This is a genomic window from Acidiluteibacter ferrifornacis, assembly GCF_009909615.1.
Taxonomy (GTDB): domain Bacteria; phylum Bacteroidota; class Bacteroidia; order Flavobacteriales_E; family Vicingaceae; genus Acidiluteibacter; species Acidiluteibacter ferrifornacis.
The window spans coordinates 472,707-489,729 of sequence record NZ_WWNE01000005.1 but is presented as its reverse complement, the minus strand read 5'-3'; the positions used below and the strand labels follow the sequence as shown (position 1 = coordinate 489,729).

Sequence of the window (17,023 nt, the reverse complement as noted above, 5' to 3'; positions counted from 1 at the left end):
TTTTCTTGAAATTAAACTAGATAAATTGAGGTGGTGGTGAAGGTGGAGAGAGAAAAGAGGTAATTACTCCTTCTGAATAAGGCGCATAGTTATTATTGGTTTTACCAAACAATTGACATTGGAATTGATCCCAATTTTCGGTAAACAATGATTTTACGAAAGTCTTTAGCTGTTGTTTTTGATTTTTAAACGGCACATCATGTCCAAGGGCATAATTGGTCAAATGGATGAGTTGTTTGTTCAGGTGCGTTTCTTTCTCATCTTTCCAGCACCAATATTGAGTCAAATCTCCATTTTCATTTGCTTCAATGATGTCGTACATCATTCCTTTGTATTCAAATTCTTTGGAATGTTTCCATTTCAATTCATTTTCGATTTCAGCTTGGGTGAAGTTAAATTCTACCAAATCGTCTTTGCTCGCTTTGGTCTTCATCATGTGCTTCACTTCTCGGCGGACAGCATTTCTTCGGTATACAAAATAGAACCCACCACCAATTAGTGGTGCCAATAAAGCCAACACCAATCCAATCAGGATACTGTTTCTATTATTTCTACTGTATGCGATCAATAATGAAGTTTTGAATCACAAACGTAAAAAAAAATGGTTTACTGTAGTGTTTGATGGGGTGGTTTTGTTGGCTATGTTTTGACTTATCTTTCGACTAAAGCCTGTATTGAGCGATAGCCGAAATACTCAATGTGACAAAACCTTTAGAGTGTAATAGAAACTTCTGTGCACAGTGTGACAAAAAACAATGGTAGTTTTATGGGATAGAACAATTTGAGTGTGTTAGAAGCATCGACGTTTTGAATGACAATTAGCCTTAAAATTCTTAATTATATTTTGTCAGGCTGAGCGGAGTCGAAGCTCATACAAAATAAGCCTTTTTTTAATATTTAGAATACCCTTCGACTCCGCTCAGGGTGACAAAACCATTGGAGTGTTATAGAAGCTTCTCTGCTTAATGTGACAAAACCATTAGAGTGTAATAAAAACTTCTCCGCTAATTGTGACAAAACCATTGGTAGTTTTATGGGATTGAATGAATATTAGTTTTTTTTTTTCAACCTCGAGAAGGTTAGTTTTTTTGATGTAAAGTATTTCTATTTGTCGTCCTGAGCGATAGTCGAAGGATAGACAAATAATTGTAACAATAGCCAAATCAGACAAGAAAATAATAATAAATCCTTAATTTTAAGCTATGTCCAAAGATTTTCGATTTTATGTATATATCTTAAAGTGCGCTGACGGTTCATATTATACAGGTGTAACAAATGATATTGAATTGCGATTCAAGCAGCACAATATGGGAATAGATCCGACATCTTATACATATGCAAGACGGCCAGTAGAGTTGGTTTTTATGAATGAATTTAAATACATTGATAAAGCCATAGCTTTCGAGAAAAGAGTGAAAGGTTGGAGTCGAAAAAAGAAGGAAGCAATCATCAATGATAACTGGGAGGATTTGAAGGAGCTTTCGATTTGTAGGAATGAATCGAGCCATTTGAATCATGGGAATGAATAAAATTGTTTCTTTCGAATAGGTAATAAAAGAGTTAACCCTTTTTTGTTAAACCCTTCGACTCCGCTCAGGGTGACAAAACCATTGGAGTGTTATAGAAGCTTCTCTGCTTAATGTGACAAAACCCTTTTGAGAGTAATAGAAACTTCTCTTCTCTGGGTGATAAAACCATTGGTATAAAGTATACAATGTTCTATGCTCAGTGTAACAAAACGATTAGAGGTTCTATTCGACGATTTTTTTACCGATATTCTGGATGACAGATATAGACTTCTCTATTTTTTGTCAGGCTGAGCGGAGTCGAAGCGGGCAAAAAAGTAGTATGATGTACATTATATTAATCCTTTCCATTTTCACCCCCTTCCTTCGACGAAAGTCGAAGAGAAGGTTATCGCAAGAAAATAATCAAAGCAAACTAGAGAAGTAAACCCAGTGGGTAGATGGATTTATTAAAGAGTAGGTTTAGTTTCTAGAGCACTATTATTAAGATTTAGTTTTAACTAATTACTTTAGGCTTCGCAACTTGAGCATGAAACCAAATTGGAGATAAATTCTTTTGAAACGCTTTGACTGCGTTGGTAATACAATGTTTTAACGCCCAATTTCCAAGCTTCTATCATAAGTTGATTTACTTCCTTAATTGGCAAGTTTGATGGAATGTTCAAGTTTAGACTTTGTGCTTGATCGATGTATTTTTGTCGAATGGAGGCTTGTTGAATGATCTCCAATTGACTGATTTCTTTGAATGTTTTGAATACTGCTTTTTCTTCGATTGTCAAACCATCTATGTGTTGTACACTTCCGTGGTTAAGCATAATACTTCTCCAAGTGTCTTCGTTGTCCAAGTCTTTTTCTGCAAGTAAACGTTTCAGGTATTTGTTCTTGCGCATGAAATTTCCTTTCGCTAATCCAGCCTTGTAGTAGTTGCTGCTGAACGGCTCAATTCCTGGTGATGCTTGCCCTAGAATAGCCGATGACGACGTAGTAGGGGCAATGGCCATTAATGTAGTGTTTCGTCTGCCATAGTCCTTTAAAACCTCTGGTTCACCGTAGATGTCTGCCAACTGGGTGCTTGCTTTTTCGGCTTTTGCTTGAATGTCTTTAAAAATAGAATTGGTTAAGCTTTTAGCTTCCATGCCTTCAAAAGGAATGCTGTTTTTCTGCAGGTAAGAATGCCATCCCATTACGCCAAGTCCTAAAGCACGGTGTCTTTTTGCAAAACGATTGGCACTCGCTAAATAGTAATTGTCTTCTGTTTTAACAATAAATTCTTGCAATACAGCATCCAAAAAGTAAATGGCCAATTTCACAGCTTCTGTATCTTTCCACTCGTCATAAAGTTCTAGATTCATTGAAGATAGACAGCAAATAAACGATTCGTCGGCAGTAGATGGAAGGGCAATTTCAGAACATAAATTACTTGCGTGAATTACTCTGTTTTGATCTTTGTAAACTTCCGGCTTATTGCGATTTACATTGTCCGAGAAAAAAATGTAAGGCAGACCTTTCTGCTGTCTGCTTTCCAATACTTTGGCCCATATCTTTCGTTTATCTGCGTCACCGTCAATCATGTCTTGCATCCAATAATCTGGCACACAAACGGCATAGAACAAGTTTTGAATTGGATTTCCAATGTTTTTGATTTCTAAAAACTCTAAAATGTCGGAATGATCGATGTCTAAGTATGCAGCAAATGCGCCTCTTCGAACACCACCTTGAGATATGGTATCCATCGCTACATCAAACAGTTTCATAAAGCTAACTGCACCACTACTTTTTCCATTATCCGTTACAGCGCTTCCACGTTCTCTCAATTCGCCAAAGTAGCCAGAGGTTCCTCCGCCAATTTTGGTCTGCATGATCACTTCGCCTAATTTGTGTGTGATACTTTCAATGTTATCAGGCACATGCACATTGAAACAAGAAATTGGCAATCCTCTTTCGGTTCCCATATTTGCCCATATTGGAGAGCTCAAACTCATCCATCCCTTTTCAATCATTTCAATGAAGGCTTCAGCCAATTCAGGCTTGTATAACCGTTTTGCCGCAGCGTTTGCAATACGCTCAATCGCTGTTTTTACGGTTTCTCCTTTTAGTAAATAACCTCTATTTAATATTTGCTGACTTTCTTCATTAAGCCACCACAATCTATTTTTGTCAGTTTCTTTTATAGTCTCAATCATAGCTTTTTAAAATAAATCATTTGCAGTAATACTTTTATCATGTTTGGTGTAATCTACTGGCCTTTTAGCAAAAAAATCATCCAAACTATTGGCAAAGATTTCTTCTTCAAACCACATCATTGTTTTGTACTCTTCGGTAGTGATATTAAACTGCTTCTTAAGTCCAAGTTTTTCCAAACTTTCATCAGCTCTGAATTTCATAAAATTGAGCAGGTCGTGTTTAGATAAGTGTTGTGTTTCACCACTTTCAAAAATCCAATCTAATAATTCAGCTTCTACCTTTATTGATTCATTGACAATGGAGTAGATGGCTGTCAGTGACACCTCGTCAAAATACTCAGGGAATTCTTCTTTTATTTGTTCTACGATGTAAATTCCTGCATTGGCATGAACTTGCTCATCTATAGAAGTCCAAGCAATAATATTTCCCACATTTTTCATTACACCTTCAAATCTTGGAAAGGATAAAACAATGGCAAACTGACTGAACAAGGAAACGTTTTCAATAAGGATAGAGAAGAGGATTAGCGACAAAACGTACTTCTTTTTATTGTCTGACTTTACGTGTTGTAAAGCTTCTGAAAGGTATTCAATTCGCTTCTTGATAACAGGAGTTTCGATTAAAGCCTCAAACTCATTGTCGTATCCCAATACATTTAGCAAGCGGGAATAAGCTTCTGAATGGCGGAATTCGCATTCAGCGAAAGTACTTCCTAAACCATTGAATTCAGGCTTTGGCAAATGATGGTATAAATCTCCCCAAAACGACTTTACAGCTACTTCAATCTGTGCAATGGCAAGCAAACTTCGTTTTACCACTTGCTTTTCATTCTCATTTAAATGAGTGGAAAAATCTTGTACATCTGCCGTGAAATCTACCTCTGAATGCACCCAAAAAGATTGATTGATGGCATCCGTAAATGTGGACACTTTTGGATATTCAAATGGCTTGTAATTAATTCTTTTGTCATAAATGCTCATACCTCAGTTGTTTAGAAATGAATATAAAGCATAGAAAACAACGAACATGAAAACAGGGAGCTCCAGAATGGAGGATGTCCGTGAATTGATACCATTGCTTTTTATGCGAAAGCAAAAGTCACAGCGACAAGAGAAAGTATTCTGGCTTCTAGTATTTCTACTATTTACAGTTGCGCAACAGCTCGTGAATTTAACACGATTCCCTTTTTTTATTACCTCTATTTGAAGTAATTCTTGACGTGATCATTTATGAAGCAAACTTAGCTAATAATGGAGTGGAGAAGGAAATAAGATTTCAACAATGTATTTTTATAGAATCAATAAAATGGAATCAAAGTGCTGTCAATTATTTAGATATATATGTTTACAACTTCTATTTTCATTTTTCAATTCTTTGATTGATTGAATTGATCCTTCCATCTTTTATGGCTCCACAACCACATAAAGGGTTGATTACTAATTATTTTTTCTAGTCGAATAGAGTAATCATTAATAACGTTAAAGTTATCTTTAGGAATTTCTTTATCAGTGATTAGTTGAAATTCAATTTGATAACTACCTCTTTTAAGTCGTGTAAATGCAGGAAAAATTACCACATGCTTCCCTTTACTAGCAATTCGATCTGCACCAACTAAGAAGGCAGTTTTTACACCAAAAAAATCAGTGTAGTGTTTGGCGCTTTTATTTCTAGGCCGTTGGTCTCCGATTATAATGTTTAAGGTTTTCACATTCTCCTGATCCAGTTTGGTAATGGTGCGATAACCTTTGTCGGAAGGAATACATAATACACCAAATCTACTGCGAATCAACTGCATTAATCCATCAAAGTAATTGTTACTTAAAGGTTGATAGAATGAAGTTACCTGGTGAGGAACGAAAATCGGTAAGAATGCAAGCCATTCCCAGTTGCCTTGATGAGCGGTATATAGAGTAATACTTCTTCCTTCTTCGTAATATTTCTGAATTAATTCTGGATTTTTTACGGTAATATGCTTGTGGATAGCTGCTTTGCTAATCGTAAGGTTTTTTAATGATTCAATCATCATGGTACAGAAATGCCTTAAAAAACGTTTTCCTACCTGTTGAATCTCTTGAGATGTTTTTTCAGGAAATGCAATATGAAGGTTTTCTTCAATTACTTTTTTACGATATCGAGCGATATAATACAAAATAAAAAAAGCCAAATCTGACAACCAATACAATACAAAAAGTGGGAGCAGTGAGAGCAAGTAAAAAGGAGCGTACTTTATTTTATAATGCATTCCAACGCTTTTGGTTGATTTTTGATAGAGGCCATAAAATTAACTAAACTCCAGCAATAACTAATCGAATGTTATTGATTTCCATTATTCATTTTCGAGTTTTCTACTCCGAATACGGCTCATGGTTTCAGCGCTCATTCCTAACATAGAGGCGATAAAATTTAGTGGAACTTGCTGAAACAAAATTTTCTGATTTTTAAACAGCTCAAGGTATCTTTCCTCAGCACTTGAAGCAATAAAAGAAAACACTCTATCTTCTAAATGCAGGAAGCAACTTGATATGAATTGTCGTTCAACGGTTGACCAGTTTTCAATAATCTTGCTAAGTTGCAGATAGTTTTGTTGCGACAAACTATACATTTCGACTTCCGTAATACATTGAATATTCCACCTTGCAGATTGATGAAAAATAAATGCAGACAAGTCTGTGATTAATTCATCTGGAGATGCTATCCATTGCGTCACTTCTTTGGTTGATGTTGAAGCAAATACTCTTAAATATCCCTCCATTATTAAACTCAATCTCGGATGGTGATCTCCTTTCCGGGTATGATATTCTCCTTTCTTTAATTTTTGAAACGTAAATAAATGTAAAACGGACTTAATTTGGGAATTTGATAAGCCCCAATTATTTTGAAGTATGGTGATTAGTCTTGTCCTCATGATTAAGTAAGTTGAATTGAATACCACACACCATTCACTAAAGTAGGGTAATCTTTTAAAACATCAAACTTAAAGTTTCTAATGTATATCATTCCAATTTTTTCCATCACGTTTATAGAGTTTTGATTAGTTTGAGGCGCTATGGCAATGATTTCCTGCAATTGTAGGACATTTTTGGCGTATGCTAACACTCTTTTAGCCCCCTCAGTGGCATAACCTTTATTCCAAAATTCTGGAGCCAATCGCCATCCAATATCTACAAAAAGTCCGTCATGTTCGGCGAAGTTCTTTTCTGCTAACCCAATGAAACCAATAAATTGTCCACTTTCGATTTCATCAACAGCAAAATAACAAAACCCCAATCGCCTGTGCATTTCATCCATTCGATCTATGAAGTCTTGACTTTCTGACTCAGTGAGCGTTTTAGGAAAATGACGCATCACTTCTTGATCCTGATTCATTTTTGAAAAAGGGAGGAGGTCTTCAGGCTTCCAAATTCGGAATCCCAAATGTTCGGATTGGAAAAGGTAGGTGGTGGGCATAATTAGGAGGTTAATATTTGTGCGACTCGTACTTTTAAATCTGGCAAAACGGCCTCTTCAAACCAATCATTTCGTTTCATCCAAATGTTGTTACGAGGAGAAGGGTGTGGCAGGACAAAATAGTTTGGCAAGTATTCATCAAAATGCATGACGGTTTCCGTCAGGTTTTTCTTTGCACTTTTTCCTAAATAATAGTCCTGAGCATACTTCCCGATTAAGAGCATCAACTTTACATTTGGCATTTGCTCTAATAATGAAGCGTGCCAAGTAGGAGCGCACTCTTTTCTAGGCGGTAAATCTCCAGTTTTTCCTTTCCCAGGGTAACAAAACCCCATCGGGACTATACCTATGTATGGATGATTGTAAAATGTCTCATCGTCGATTCCCATCCATCGACGTAAGTTTCTACCACTAGGGTCATCCCAAGGAATACCGCTTTTATGCACAGCAGTTCCAGGAGCTTGGCCAACAATGAGGATTCTATTTTCTGCATTAGCCGACAATACCGGTCGAGGTCCTAATGGTAAATGGTATTTACAGATTTCACACCCACGAATGGTGGTTAGAAGTTGTTTCAAGGGTTAACAATTTTTGTATTTATCATACAACCCAATCCCACTTAGAATCATTGGAACTATTTTCTCCAATCGACTTATCTTAGTGGCCTCTCGTTTCGCTTTTTCGATGTATTCTGCATACTCCTTTTGTTTTCCTAGAGTTAATGTATTAAAAGCTTCATTTAGTAAATTGTTAGCGTTTAGCGCAGCCTTTAATTCAGCAGGGATCACAATTTCTTTTGCTTTTGAAGGTTTTAATTCTTTTCCTTCCTTTTGGTTCTGAATGGCTTCATGAAAGTATTCCAACAGGATAGAGGCATCCATTTCTTCAATGGATTGAAATCGAATTTGACGCAAAGCCTTTGTTACCCCGTCCTGAGCATTCACCAACATACGATGAGGGTCAGAAAGAAAAACGCCTTGAAAAAACCAAATGCCCACGTAGCTTTTGAAGGCAGCCATTCCTAGCACATTTTTACCGTCAATGGTGTATACTGGAGAACCCCATTTAATGGTTTCTACCAATTCAGTTTTTCCAATTAATTCCCTTAAGAAGATTAACTCTTTTTCCCATCCTTTTTTTTTCTGGATGTATGTGTCTACTTTGTCCATAAGATAAAAATACAAAAATTAGAGAGGAGGAAGGAATGAAATTTGATCTTCAAGAAAATGTAAAAGAATCGGATTTCAACTATTCTTAGTTGTATTTGAGTGTGGACAACGTGAATTGCATTAATGTTTTCTTGCGATAATGAAACAAAGTATACCAGATGTTGAGGTAAGGAATGTTCCAAAAATTAATTCCAATATATTCTTGGAAAAAAGATTACCAATAGTATTTAAAGCAAAAAATAAGGCAAAAAGCCAAATAAAAATATCAATTATCCGATTTGTTCTATTATTCTTTAATAGCTGGAGTTTAATATAAAGAATAGCAAGCATAAAAATATTCATTAGAATCGAGAACAGTTCAAATGTTCTCATTTCTTCAACTGTTTTGAGTTTGCCGGCCCACACCTTATCGAAGGGTATGATTTCTAAGTAGATGAGTGTATGTAAAAGGAGTAAGGCTGCTAAAATTGTTAGGAGAATATGAATCGCTCTTTTCTTTTTCATCGACACATTCAATTTATTAAAAAAATGTTTCATTCAAATATAAATAGATATAATTATAAAACCCTCTTACCAATTGTTTAAACAATCGATAAAAGGGTTCTTCACTAATGAAAAAAGAATATTCTTATGCCGTTAACTCGGCTCTTTTATTGTCAATTTTATCACTTTCTAAATATTCGTCATAGGTCATTAACATATCGATTGTACCGTTCGGAGTTAATTCTACTATTCTATTGGCAACAGTTTGTGTGAACTCATGGTCATGAGAGGTAAATAGCACAGTGCCAGGGAAATCCATTAAGGAGTTGTTTAATGCAGTAATGGACTCTAGATCCAAGTGATTCGTTGGTTCATCTAAGATTAATAGGTTTGCTCCTTGTAACATCATTCGAGAAAGCATGCACCTTACTTTTTCACCACCGGAAAGAACACTTACTTTCTTGAATGATTCTTCTCCAGAAAACAACATTTTACCTAAAAATCCTCTGATATATACTTCGTCTTTTTCTTCGGAATAGCGTCTTAGCCAATCGACCAAATTGTCGTCACCCACAAAAAAGTCAGAGTTGTCATTTGGGAGGTAGGCTGTAGTGATGGTTTGACCAAATTCGAACTCTCCTGTATCTGCTTTTTCAACACCGTCTAAAATTTCAAAGAGTTTTGTTACTGCAATTCCATCATGACTCAAAAAGGCAATTTTATCACCCTTGGTGACATTTAAATTCAAATCTTTAAATACATATTCACCATCGACCTTTTTGGACATATTGGTAATATTGAGTAATTGATTTCCTGCTTCTCTTTTTTGATCAAAAATAATAGCAGGGTAACGTCGGGTAGAGGCTTGTATTTCGTCTACATTTATTTTATCCAATAACTTCTTTCTACTAGTAGCTTGTTTAGATTTAGAAGCATTTGCGCTAAACCTAGCAATAAATTCTTGAAGCTCTTTTTTCTTTTCTTCAGCCTTTTTATTCTGATTAGCTTTTTGTCTTGACGCTAATTGACTAGTGTGGTACCAAAAGGAATAGTTTCCTGTAAATAAACTTACTTTTTTGAAGTCAATGTCGACAATATTGGTACAAACCGTATCTAAAAAGTGTCTATCGTGTGAAACAACAATTACAGTATTTTTAAAATCCAATAGAAAATCTTCCAACCAAGAAATAGTTTTAATGTCCAAGTCATTGGTAGGCTCATCTAGGATTAGGATATCAGGATTCCCAAACAAGGCTTGTGCTAACAAAACCCTTAATTTTTGATTACCAGATAGGTCTTCAAGGTTTTTGTGGTGGTCTGACTCTTCAATCCCTAATCCACTTAGTAGTGCTGCAGCATCGCTCTCAGCATTCCATCCATCCATTTCTGCAAACTCAGCTTCTAGTTCAGATGCTTTTATTCCGTCCTCTTCACTAAAGTCGGGCTTCATGTATATTGCATCCTTTTCTTGCATAATACTCCATAGGGTTTTGTGTCCCATCATTACAGTATTGATTGCAGAGAACTCATCAAATGCATTGTGATTTTGAGTCAAAACAGCCATCCGTTTTCCGGGTTCGATGTATACTCTTCCGACGTTAGGATCCATTTCTCCTGCCAAAATCTTTAAGAAAGTTGACTTACCAGCTCCATTTGCACCAATTATACCGTAACAATTATTACCTGTAAATTTGATGTTTACTTCATCGAATAAGACCCTTTTTCCGAATTGTAAGGAAATATTTTGTGCTTCAATCATGTTTTGTGCTTTTGAGAGCGCAAAATTACTGATAAAAACAGACAATAAATAGCACCAATCCAGAAGAGTGTTCCAAGACCTAAAATAAGCTGTTCAAGATGATAAAAATGGTTGAATTGATTGACGAATGGTATTAATCTTCCTCGCCGGGTATTAATAAGATTGGAATTTTAGCTTCTTGGATTAAATCATCGGTTACACTACCAATAAAAATAGAATGAAGTAAACCGTGGTTTTTATTTCCTAAGATTAAAAGCTCAATGTTCAACTTATCGACTTCTTCGAGTATCATTTCTTCAGTGGGGCCTTGTATCATTAGGCCTTCAGCATCAACTCCTTTCGTTTTTAGAAGTTCTGTTTGGGTTTGCACTGCACGATGCACTTCTCTAAGCTCTTCTGCTTTAAAATCCCGAATATATTGTGGCCCTACTTCATACCCAACAAAATCAGGGTCAGGTGCTGCTATTTGAATTAACCAACATTTAGAATTAAAAGCTTTAGACATTTGAGCTGCAGCGTCTAACATTCTATTCATTAATGCAGTATTATTCACTTCAATAGCCACCAATATATTTTTCATAGTCGTTTTGTTAAGTTTGGATTGTAAATTTGCATTAAAATTAAGATTTTAAAAAAACATAATCAATGAAATTTCACACAAGAAAGTGGGTAAAACCAGAAGATTTAAATCCTAACAATTCACTTTTTGGGGGGCGTTTACTACAATGGATTGATGAAGAAGCAGCCTTATATGCGATTATTCAATTGGACAATCACAAGGTAGTAACCAAATTTATGTCTGAAATCAATTTTATTAACTCTCCTAAGCAAGGGGATATACTTGAGATTGGTCTAGAGCCAGTAAAGTTTGGCAAAACATCTTTGACCTTGAGATGTGAAGTTAGAAATATGGAGACGCGACAAGAAATTATTGCAATCAATACAATAGTGATGGTTAATTTAGGTGATCATGGACACCCGAAACCTCATGGTAAAACGGAAATTGAATATATCAATGACCGATTAGAGCAGACTAGGATAAAAAGATAAGTTTATTCAAAAAGTGATCGCCCCAATTCGCAGAAGCAAATAAGGGGCGATCATCACCTAAAAGAAAACCTAAATCAATATCCACTAATTTGTTACTCGCTAACATTCACAATTTTAGTAGTAACAGCTTCATTAATGAAGTAGTATTTCTTGTTGGAGTAACTTCTAGCATTCATGTTATATGGAACAACCATAGCAGCAGCCTCTCCATTTTCTAAATTTTCAGCTATTTCATCTGCAGTAAAGGTGTGACTAGTTACATTTCCAGCAGCGGTGTATGATAGGCTTCCAACTATAAATATTACAGAATCTGCTCCCGAAACAGCGCTTGCTGATACAGTATAAGACGAACTTCTACTTACATTTTCAGGAGAAGTGTTCTCGCCAACTGTTGGCATAGACCTATTGTTATTATAACTTATTGCTGGAACTCCATTTCCTCCTTCTACAGTCCAATCTCTATCTGTTGAAAAATCAATTCCATTAGGGTTTGCAAAACCTGGGGTAGAATAATAAGAATTTCCTGCAGATCGAGTTAATTCAGTAGAGTTTACACTTACCTTTCCTGCAGAAACCAATACTGAGTCTTCAAAAAATAATGCCACACCTGTACCTATATTTACTGAAAAAATACCCGAGCCTGATTTGGAGTTTACAGCCACTAGTACGCCGTATGCATCATCTGGTACTGGATTTGAAGAGGCTGTTTCATTTTTAGGAGTTGGTGTAGGAGCTGGAGTTTCAGGTTTAACTTCATCATCTTTCTCACAAGCAGTAAAACACATCATCGCGATTAAAGCTCCTGTTAAAATTTTAGTTTTCATAGTATTTGATTTTTATTAGTTAATGATATTACAAACATCTAAAAGATATTGTATTACTGATATACGGTAATTGTCGTATTATTTTGAATTATTGATTTATAAGCAACGTAATAACATTCTTTGTTGATAAACTTGATATATTTATTCAGCTTGGTTTCTAAAAGGAGGGTACCTTTGAAAACGTTTTAACCAAACTCTTATAAAATGAATAAAATTATAATCTCAACAGCTTTATTATTGTGTTCTACGGCAGTTTTTGCTTGGGGGCAGATTGGTCATCGAGTTGTAGGAAAGATAGCTGAAAACCATTTATCTCCAAAAGCTAAATTAGAAGTTCAGAGGATACTCGGTAACGAAAGTATAGCGATAGCTTCCACGTGGATGGACGATGTTAAAAGTGATGAAGCTTACGATCATACTCATGCCTGGCATTACACAACAGTTCCAACAGGAAAGACTTATGAAGAATCTGAAAAAAGTAAAGAGGGGGAAGTGGTTCAGAAAATTGAAGACATGAAAGAGCTACTAAAGAATGAATCTTCTTCTATGGCAGATAAAAAAGAGGCATTGCGATTCTTAATTCATTTAGTGGGTGATATTCATCAACCATTGCATGTAGGAAATGGCTTAGATAGAGGAGGCAATGATTATAAAATCAAATGGTTCTATAGCAATAGTAACTTGCATCGCATCTGGGATAGTGAACTAATAGAAGGAAAACAGTTGAGTTATACCGAAATAGTGGAGAGCATTGATTTCGTTACACCAATAAAAGTGAAAGAATGGCAAGGCCTATCCGCTGCACAATGGGCTAATGAATCGGCGACAATTCGTGAAACGATTTACCCTGAAAATGGGTTGGAGAAAATTGGCTACGAATATTCTTATCAATTCTGGGAGCTGGTTCAAGAGCAATTATTGAAAGGAGGAATCAGGTTAGCAGGTGTTTTGAATGATATATTTCAGTAGAAAAAAGTAGATTAGTGTTGTCTTAAAAATACCCTCTAATATAAAAATGATGGAACAACAAACAAAAGTAGAATGTCCTAATTGTCATACGTCTATTGATGTGAATCAAATTTTATATCACCAATTAGAAGGTGATCTAAAGAAAAAGTTCGATGCTCAATTACAGGAAGCTCAACGAAAACAAGCAGCTGATGCTGAAAAGTTTGAAGAGCAAAAACGTCAGTTTGAAGAAGCTAAAAAAAGAGAAAATGAATTATTTAAAGAGCGTTTAGAATCTAAACTTAAAGAGGAGCGTTCTCTACTCAATGAAAAGCTAAAAAAGCAATTGGCGGAGGAAAATTCAGAACAACTGAAGTCCATGCAATCTGAGCTGAAAGAGAAATCTGAAAAATTAAGAGAGTACAATAAGTTACAAGCTGATTTAGAGCGGTTGAAGCGTGAGAAACTAGAGCTAAAGGAGGAGATAGAGATGGCTGCTGAAAAGAAATTTAATCAGCAGATCCTGGCAGAAAAAGACAAAATAAGAAGAGCAGAGGAAGAGCGTAATCAGTTAGCTATTAAAGAACTTCAAAAGCAATTAGAGGATCAAAAGAAGCTCACCGAAGAAATGAAAAGAAAGCAGGAGCAAGGGTCGATGCAATTGCAAGGTGAAGTACAAGAGTTAGCTATAGAAGAATGGCTCCAAGCAACCTTTCCATTGGATACTATCGAAGAAATAAAGAAAGGAGCTAGAGGTGCTGATTGTGTTCAAGTGGTAAACACTAGAAGCAAAGCAAACTGCGGTAGAATCTGTTATGAAAGTAAACGTACCAAGGATTTTCAACCTACATGGATAGAAAAGTTTAAGGCAGATATTCGTGAAAAGGGTGCAGACATTGGGGTATTGGTAACAGAAGTAATGCCCTCAGATATGGATCGTTTGGGGATGAAAGATGGTATTTGGATTTGTACCTTTGAGGAGTTCAAAGGATTATCGAATGTTTTAAGAGAATCTATTATACGATTAAGTGCTGCTGTGGCTTCTCAAGAGAATAAAGGTGATAAGATGGGAATGCTGTATGACTTCTTGACTAGCAATTCTTTCAAGCTTCAAATTGAAGCAATAGTTGAAGGTTTTACTACGATGAAAAATGATTTAGAGTCAGAAAAACGAAGCATGCAAAGAATATGGAAAAGTCGAGAAAAACAAATTGAAAAAGTAGTAACCAATACCATTGATATGTATGGTTCTATTAAAGGTATTGCTGGAAATGCAATCGGAACAGTAAAAGCTTTAGAATTGCCAGGTAGTGAAGAAGACGATGATCAAGAAACTTTAGATTTTAATTAGTTTCATTAAAATGACTTCCAATTAAGCATAAAAAAGCCCTTCCGATTGATATTCCGGAAGGGCTTTTTTTTGAGATAAAAATGATTAATCAACCAGTTTGATACAATCGCCCTCAATGGTAATTCGCTTTTCACGATAAAGCATCCCAATTGCTTTTTTAAAGGTCTTTTTACTCATCAATACTTGATCTCTAATGTCTTCAGGATCTGATTTGTCAGATAGGTTTAAGACCCCATTATTGGCTTTAAGTGTATCAAGAATACGCTGTGCATTGGGTTCTACTTTTTGATAACCATCTTTTTCTAAAGCAATATCTAATTTATTGTCCGTTCTGACTTTTCTAACATAAGCTTTATGACGACTGCCTCTTAGCAGAGGTTCAATAATGTCATCATCGTATATCATTCCCCAATGTGCATTATTCACAATAACTTGAACTCCCAAATCTGTTCCATCTGCTACCATTATATCCACTTCATCCCCAACTCTCAAATCAGGTTTTTCAGTGCTCATATATCTTGAAAGTTTAGTGGAGGCGGTCAATCGCCCAGTAACTTCATCAATAAACAAATAGCCGATTGTAGTCTGTCCTTCTTGTAGTTTTTTGGCTTGCTCTTTCAGCGGAATCAATAAGTCTTTTGCTACACCCCATTCAGCAAATGCGCCATAATTAGTGATTGAATTGACTTTCAATAAGCCAAATTCGTGTAAACACATACTTGGAGTGAGTGTGGTAGCAATTAGTCTGTTCTCATTATCGGCATAAATAAAGACCTTTACCATATCGCCTAAACGGAGTGTTAAAGGCACATACTTGTGGGGAAGCAAGACGGCTTCACCTAACTCATCCTCTAGATAAACTCCAGGTTCTGTATTTCGGTCTGCTCTGAGCGTATTGTATTTTCCTAACTCAATCATTTGGCTATTTCTATTTTGATTTTTTGTTTCTTAATTTTTTCGTTTCGAATTTTCTTAATCAAGGATACAATTCCATCTCTTTTTACAGCTACATAGCTAAAATGGTCTTTGACAGTTATTAATCCAATATCATTCTTTTTTAACTTCCCTTGGTTGGTTAGAAATCCGACAATGTCAATTTTGTTGACTTTTTCTTTTTTGCCTGCCCCAATGAAAAGCGTTTCCCAAAGAGGATCAACTATATCTTCTAACTTACGGTCGATTTCCCAAACATCAATTTCATCAATAATATAATCTGGTAGGACTTCTTGTTCTGATTGTAACAAAATGATTGTTCCAGAAGCATTCATCCGCGCTGTTCGGCCGTTCCTATGAGTAAACTCTTCTAATTTTTTGGGAATATGATAGTGGACAATGAATTCCAATTCATCGACATCTATACCTCTCGCTGCTAGGTCGGTTGCAATTAGTATATTACAACTCTTATTTCGAAATTTGATTAAAGCCGATTCTCTATAGTTTTGCTCTAACTTTCCATGAAAAATTTCAGCAACAAACCCTTGATCATCTAAATACTCTCGAACCCTTTCTAACGATTCTCTGTGATTACAAAAAACCAAAGTTGACTTATTTCCTATATTTCTTAGCAAATGGTCAAGTGTTTCTAACTTATCCTTATCAGGAGAAATTACACGTTTTAGTACCACATTTTCATTAGTTTGACTTTGATTAATAAAGTCCAACTCTTTGTATTTATCAAAGCCAACAAAATCAGGAATTCTTACTGCATTAGTAGCTGAACACAACACTCTATTTTTCAATTTTGTGCATTGCTCAACGATTACTCTCATTTCTTCTTCAAAGCCGACTTCTAAGGATTTGTCAAATTCGTCCAGAATTAAAGTATGGACAAATTGAGGAGAAATTCTGTCGTGTTTAATATGATCAACAATCCGTCCGGGAGTACCAATGATTAATTGGGGTGATGACGAAAGATTTTTAATTTCTGTGTCAATGGAATGTCCACCGTAACATAAGGTAGAGTGTACCTTTGTTTGTAAGGACTTGAATACATCATTTATTTGAATGGCCAATTCCCTGCTAGGCGCTATTATAATAGCTTGATTCATGTTTGAGTCTAGTGCTATTTTATCCAATAAAGGCAACAAAAAAGCCAATGTTTTTCCTGTTCCTGTTGGCGAAAGCAACAATAGATTATTATTTTTACTCAGGGCTTCCATACTGGCCTCTTGCATTTTATTAAGGGAGGAAACTCCTAAATAATTCAGCCGATCGATCAATGTTGGAGATAGTTTTTGCATGTTGCAAAGTTAAGGAGGATAATGTGGTATATTTACTTTTCA

At 35.7% G+C, this 17,023-nt stretch carries 17 protein-coding genes and 1 riboswitch; of the genes, 4 read left to right on the top strand and 13 right to left on the bottom strand.

Annotation, left to right across the window (positions count from 1 at the left end; translation table 11 throughout):
• Positions 1-16: 16 nt before the first annotated feature.
• Complete coding sequence (locus tag GQN54_RS06485) at positions 17-568, bottom strand: hypothetical protein (protein WP_160632698.1); 552 nt, start codon at positions 566-568, stop codon at positions 17-19.
• A gap of 634 nt (positions 569-1,202) precedes the next feature.
• Between GQN54_RS06485 and GQN54_RS06480 the strand changes: the two genes are divergently transcribed.
• Positions 1,203-1,529, top strand: a complete 327-nt coding sequence (locus GQN54_RS06480; protein WP_160632697.1) for a GIY-YIG nuclease family protein — start codon at positions 1,203-1,205, stop codon at positions 1,527-1,529.
• A gap of 506 nt (positions 1,530-2,035) precedes the next feature.
• Here GQN54_RS06480 and GQN54_RS06475 read toward each other — a convergent pair.
• The 9 genes from GQN54_RS06475 to GQN54_RS06435 form a co-directional block, all read right to left on the bottom strand.
• Positions 2,036-3,709: a ribonucleoside-diphosphate reductase subunit alpha gene (locus GQN54_RS06475; RefSeq protein WP_160632696.1), complete on the bottom strand. Its 1,674-nt coding sequence runs from the start codon at positions 3,707-3,709 to the stop codon at positions 2,036-2,038.
• A gap of 6 nt (positions 3,710-3,715) precedes the next feature.
• Entirely contained in the window at positions 3,716-4,690 is a 975-nt protein-coding gene (locus GQN54_RS06470; RefSeq protein WP_160632695.1) for a ribonucleotide-diphosphate reductase subunit beta, read from the bottom strand.
• A gap of 113 nt (positions 4,691-4,803) precedes the next feature.
• Positions 4,804-4,942: riboswitch (cobalamin riboswitch) on the bottom strand.
• A 134-nt stretch (positions 4,943-5,076) separates the two neighbouring features.
• Entirely contained in the window at positions 5,077-5,952 is an 876-nt protein-coding gene (locus tag GQN54_RS06465) for a lysophospholipid acyltransferase family protein (protein WP_160632694.1), read from the bottom strand.
• 84 nt (positions 5,953-6,036) lie between these two features.
• Positions 6,037-6,615, bottom strand: a complete 579-nt coding sequence (locus tag GQN54_RS06460; protein WP_160632693.1) for a Crp/Fnr family transcriptional regulator — start codon at positions 6,613-6,615, stop codon at positions 6,037-6,039.
• Positions 6,616-6,617: 2 nt separating this feature from the next.
• The gene (locus tag GQN54_RS06455; RefSeq protein WP_160632692.1) at positions 6,618-7,157 is read right to left on the bottom strand and encodes a GNAT family N-acetyltransferase; all 540 of its coding nucleotides are present in this window, start codon (positions 7,155-7,157) and stop codon (positions 6,618-6,620) included.
• A 2-nt stretch (positions 7,158-7,159) separates the two neighbouring features.
• Complete coding sequence (locus tag GQN54_RS06450; RefSeq protein ID WP_160632691.1) at positions 7,160-7,735, bottom strand: uracil-DNA glycosylase family protein; 576 nt, start codon at positions 7,733-7,735, stop codon at positions 7,160-7,162.
• 3 nt (positions 7,736-7,738) lie between these two features.
• The gene (locus GQN54_RS06445; RefSeq protein ID WP_160632690.1) at positions 7,739-8,326 is read right to left on the bottom strand and encodes a YdeI/OmpD-associated family protein; all 588 of its coding nucleotides are present in this window, start codon (positions 8,324-8,326) and stop codon (positions 7,739-7,741) included.
• Between the two features lie 628 nt (positions 8,327-8,954).
• Complete coding sequence (locus tag GQN54_RS06440; RefSeq protein WP_160632689.1) at positions 8,955-10,568, bottom strand: ABC-F family ATP-binding cassette domain-containing protein; 1,614 nt, start codon at positions 10,566-10,568, stop codon at positions 8,955-8,957.
• Between the two features lie 133 nt (positions 10,569-10,701).
• Positions 10,702-11,148 (bottom strand): universal stress protein, encoded by a 447-nt coding sequence (locus tag GQN54_RS06435; protein WP_160632688.1) that lies wholly within the window; start codon positions 11,146-11,148, stop codon positions 10,702-10,704.
• A gap of 65 nt (positions 11,149-11,213) precedes the next feature.
• Here GQN54_RS06435 and GQN54_RS06430 point away from each other — a divergent pair, with 65 nt between their 5' ends.
• Positions 11,214-11,618: an acyl-CoA thioesterase gene (locus GQN54_RS06430; RefSeq protein WP_160632687.1), complete on the top strand. Its 405-nt coding sequence runs from the start codon at positions 11,214-11,216 to the stop codon at positions 11,616-11,618.
• Between the two features lie 92 nt (positions 11,619-11,710).
• Here the strand turns inward: GQN54_RS06430 and GQN54_RS06425 are convergent, their stop codons facing one another.
• Entirely contained in the window at positions 11,711-12,442 is a 732-nt protein-coding gene (locus GQN54_RS06425) for a hypothetical protein (protein WP_160632686.1), read from the bottom strand.
• A gap of 204 nt (positions 12,443-12,646) precedes the next feature.
• On the opposite strand from GQN54_RS06425, the gene GQN54_RS06420 reads away from it, so the two are divergent.
• Together GQN54_RS06420 and GQN54_RS06415 are read left to right on the top strand one after the other, a co-directional pair.
• Positions 12,647-13,411, top strand: coding sequence for a S1/P1 nuclease (locus tag GQN54_RS06420; RefSeq protein ID WP_160632685.1), 765 nt, complete (start codon positions 12,647-12,649; stop codon positions 13,409-13,411).
• Between the two features lie 49 nt (positions 13,412-13,460).
• Positions 13,461-14,741: a DUF2130 domain-containing protein gene (locus GQN54_RS06415; protein WP_160632684.1), complete on the top strand. Its 1,281-nt coding sequence runs from the start codon at positions 13,461-13,463 to the stop codon at positions 14,739-14,741.
• A gap of 84 nt (positions 14,742-14,825) precedes the next feature.
• Here GQN54_RS06415 and GQN54_RS06410 read toward each other — a convergent pair whose 3' ends face one another.
• Positions 14,826-15,659, bottom strand: coding sequence for a CvfB family protein (locus tag GQN54_RS06410; protein ID WP_160632683.1), 834 nt, complete (start codon positions 15,657-15,659; stop codon positions 14,826-14,828).
• Entirely contained in the window at positions 15,656-16,981 is a 1,326-nt protein-coding gene (locus GQN54_RS06405) for a DEAD/DEAH box helicase (protein WP_160632682.1), read from the bottom strand. The genes GQN54_RS06410 and GQN54_RS06405 overlap by 4 nt, the downstream gene beginning before the upstream one ends.
• Positions 16,982-17,023: the final 42 nt, after the last annotated feature.

Excerpts from the sequence above, each read along its gene's own strand:
- GQN54_RS06460 (WP_160632693.1), bottom strand. The coding sequence starts at position 6,615 with ATGAGGACAAGACTAATCACCATACTTCAAAATAATTGGGGCTTATCA.
- GQN54_RS06435 (WP_160632688.1), bottom strand. The coding sequence starts at position 11,148 with ATGAAAAATATATTGGTGGCTATTGAAGTGAATAATACTGCATTAATG.
- GQN54_RS06420 (WP_160632685.1), top strand. The coding sequence starts at position 12,647 with ATGAATAAAATTATAATCTCAACAGCTTTATTATTGTGTTCTACGGCA.
- GQN54_RS06470 (WP_160632695.1), bottom strand. The coding sequence starts at position 4,690 with ATGAGCATTTATGACAAAAGAATTAATTACAAGCCATTTGAATATCCA.
- GQN54_RS06415 (WP_160632684.1), top strand. The coding sequence starts at position 13,461 with ATGGAACAACAAACAAAAGTAGAATGTCCTAATTGTCATACGTCTATT.
- GQN54_RS06480 (WP_160632697.1), top strand. The coding sequence starts at position 1,203 with ATGTCCAAAGATTTTCGATTTTATGTATATATCTTAAAGTGCGCTGAC.
- GQN54_RS06465 (WP_160632694.1), bottom strand. The coding sequence starts at position 5,952 with ATGCATTATAAAATAAAGTACGCTCCTTTTTACTTGCTCTCACTGCTC.
- GQN54_RS06455 (WP_160632692.1), bottom strand. The coding sequence starts at position 7,157 with ATGCCCACCACCTACCTTTTCCAATCCGAACATTTGGGATTCCGAATT.
- GQN54_RS06425 (WP_160632686.1), bottom strand. The coding sequence starts at position 12,442 with ATGAAAACTAAAATTTTAACAGGAGCTTTAATCGCGATGATGTGTTTT.
- GQN54_RS06410 (WP_160632683.1), bottom strand. The coding sequence starts at position 15,659 with ATGATTGAGTTAGGAAAATACAATACGCTCAGAGCAGACCGAAATACA.
- GQN54_RS06445 (WP_160632690.1), bottom strand. The coding sequence starts at position 8,326 with ATGGACAAAGTAGACACATACATCCAGAAAAAAAAAGGATGGGAAAAA.
- GQN54_RS06430 (WP_160632687.1), top strand. The coding sequence starts at position 11,214 with ATGAAATTTCACACAAGAAAGTGGGTAAAACCAGAAGATTTAAATCCT.
- GQN54_RS06475 (WP_160632696.1), bottom strand. The coding sequence starts at position 3,709 with ATGATTGAGACTATAAAAGAAACTGACAAAAATAGATTGTGGTGGCTT.
- GQN54_RS06405 (WP_160632682.1), bottom strand. The coding sequence starts at position 16,981 with ATGCAAAAACTATCTCCAACATTGATCGATCGGCTGAATTATTTAGGA.
- GQN54_RS06440 (WP_160632689.1), bottom strand. The coding sequence starts at position 10,568 with ATGATTGAAGCACAAAATATTTCCTTACAATTCGGAAAAAGGGTCTTA.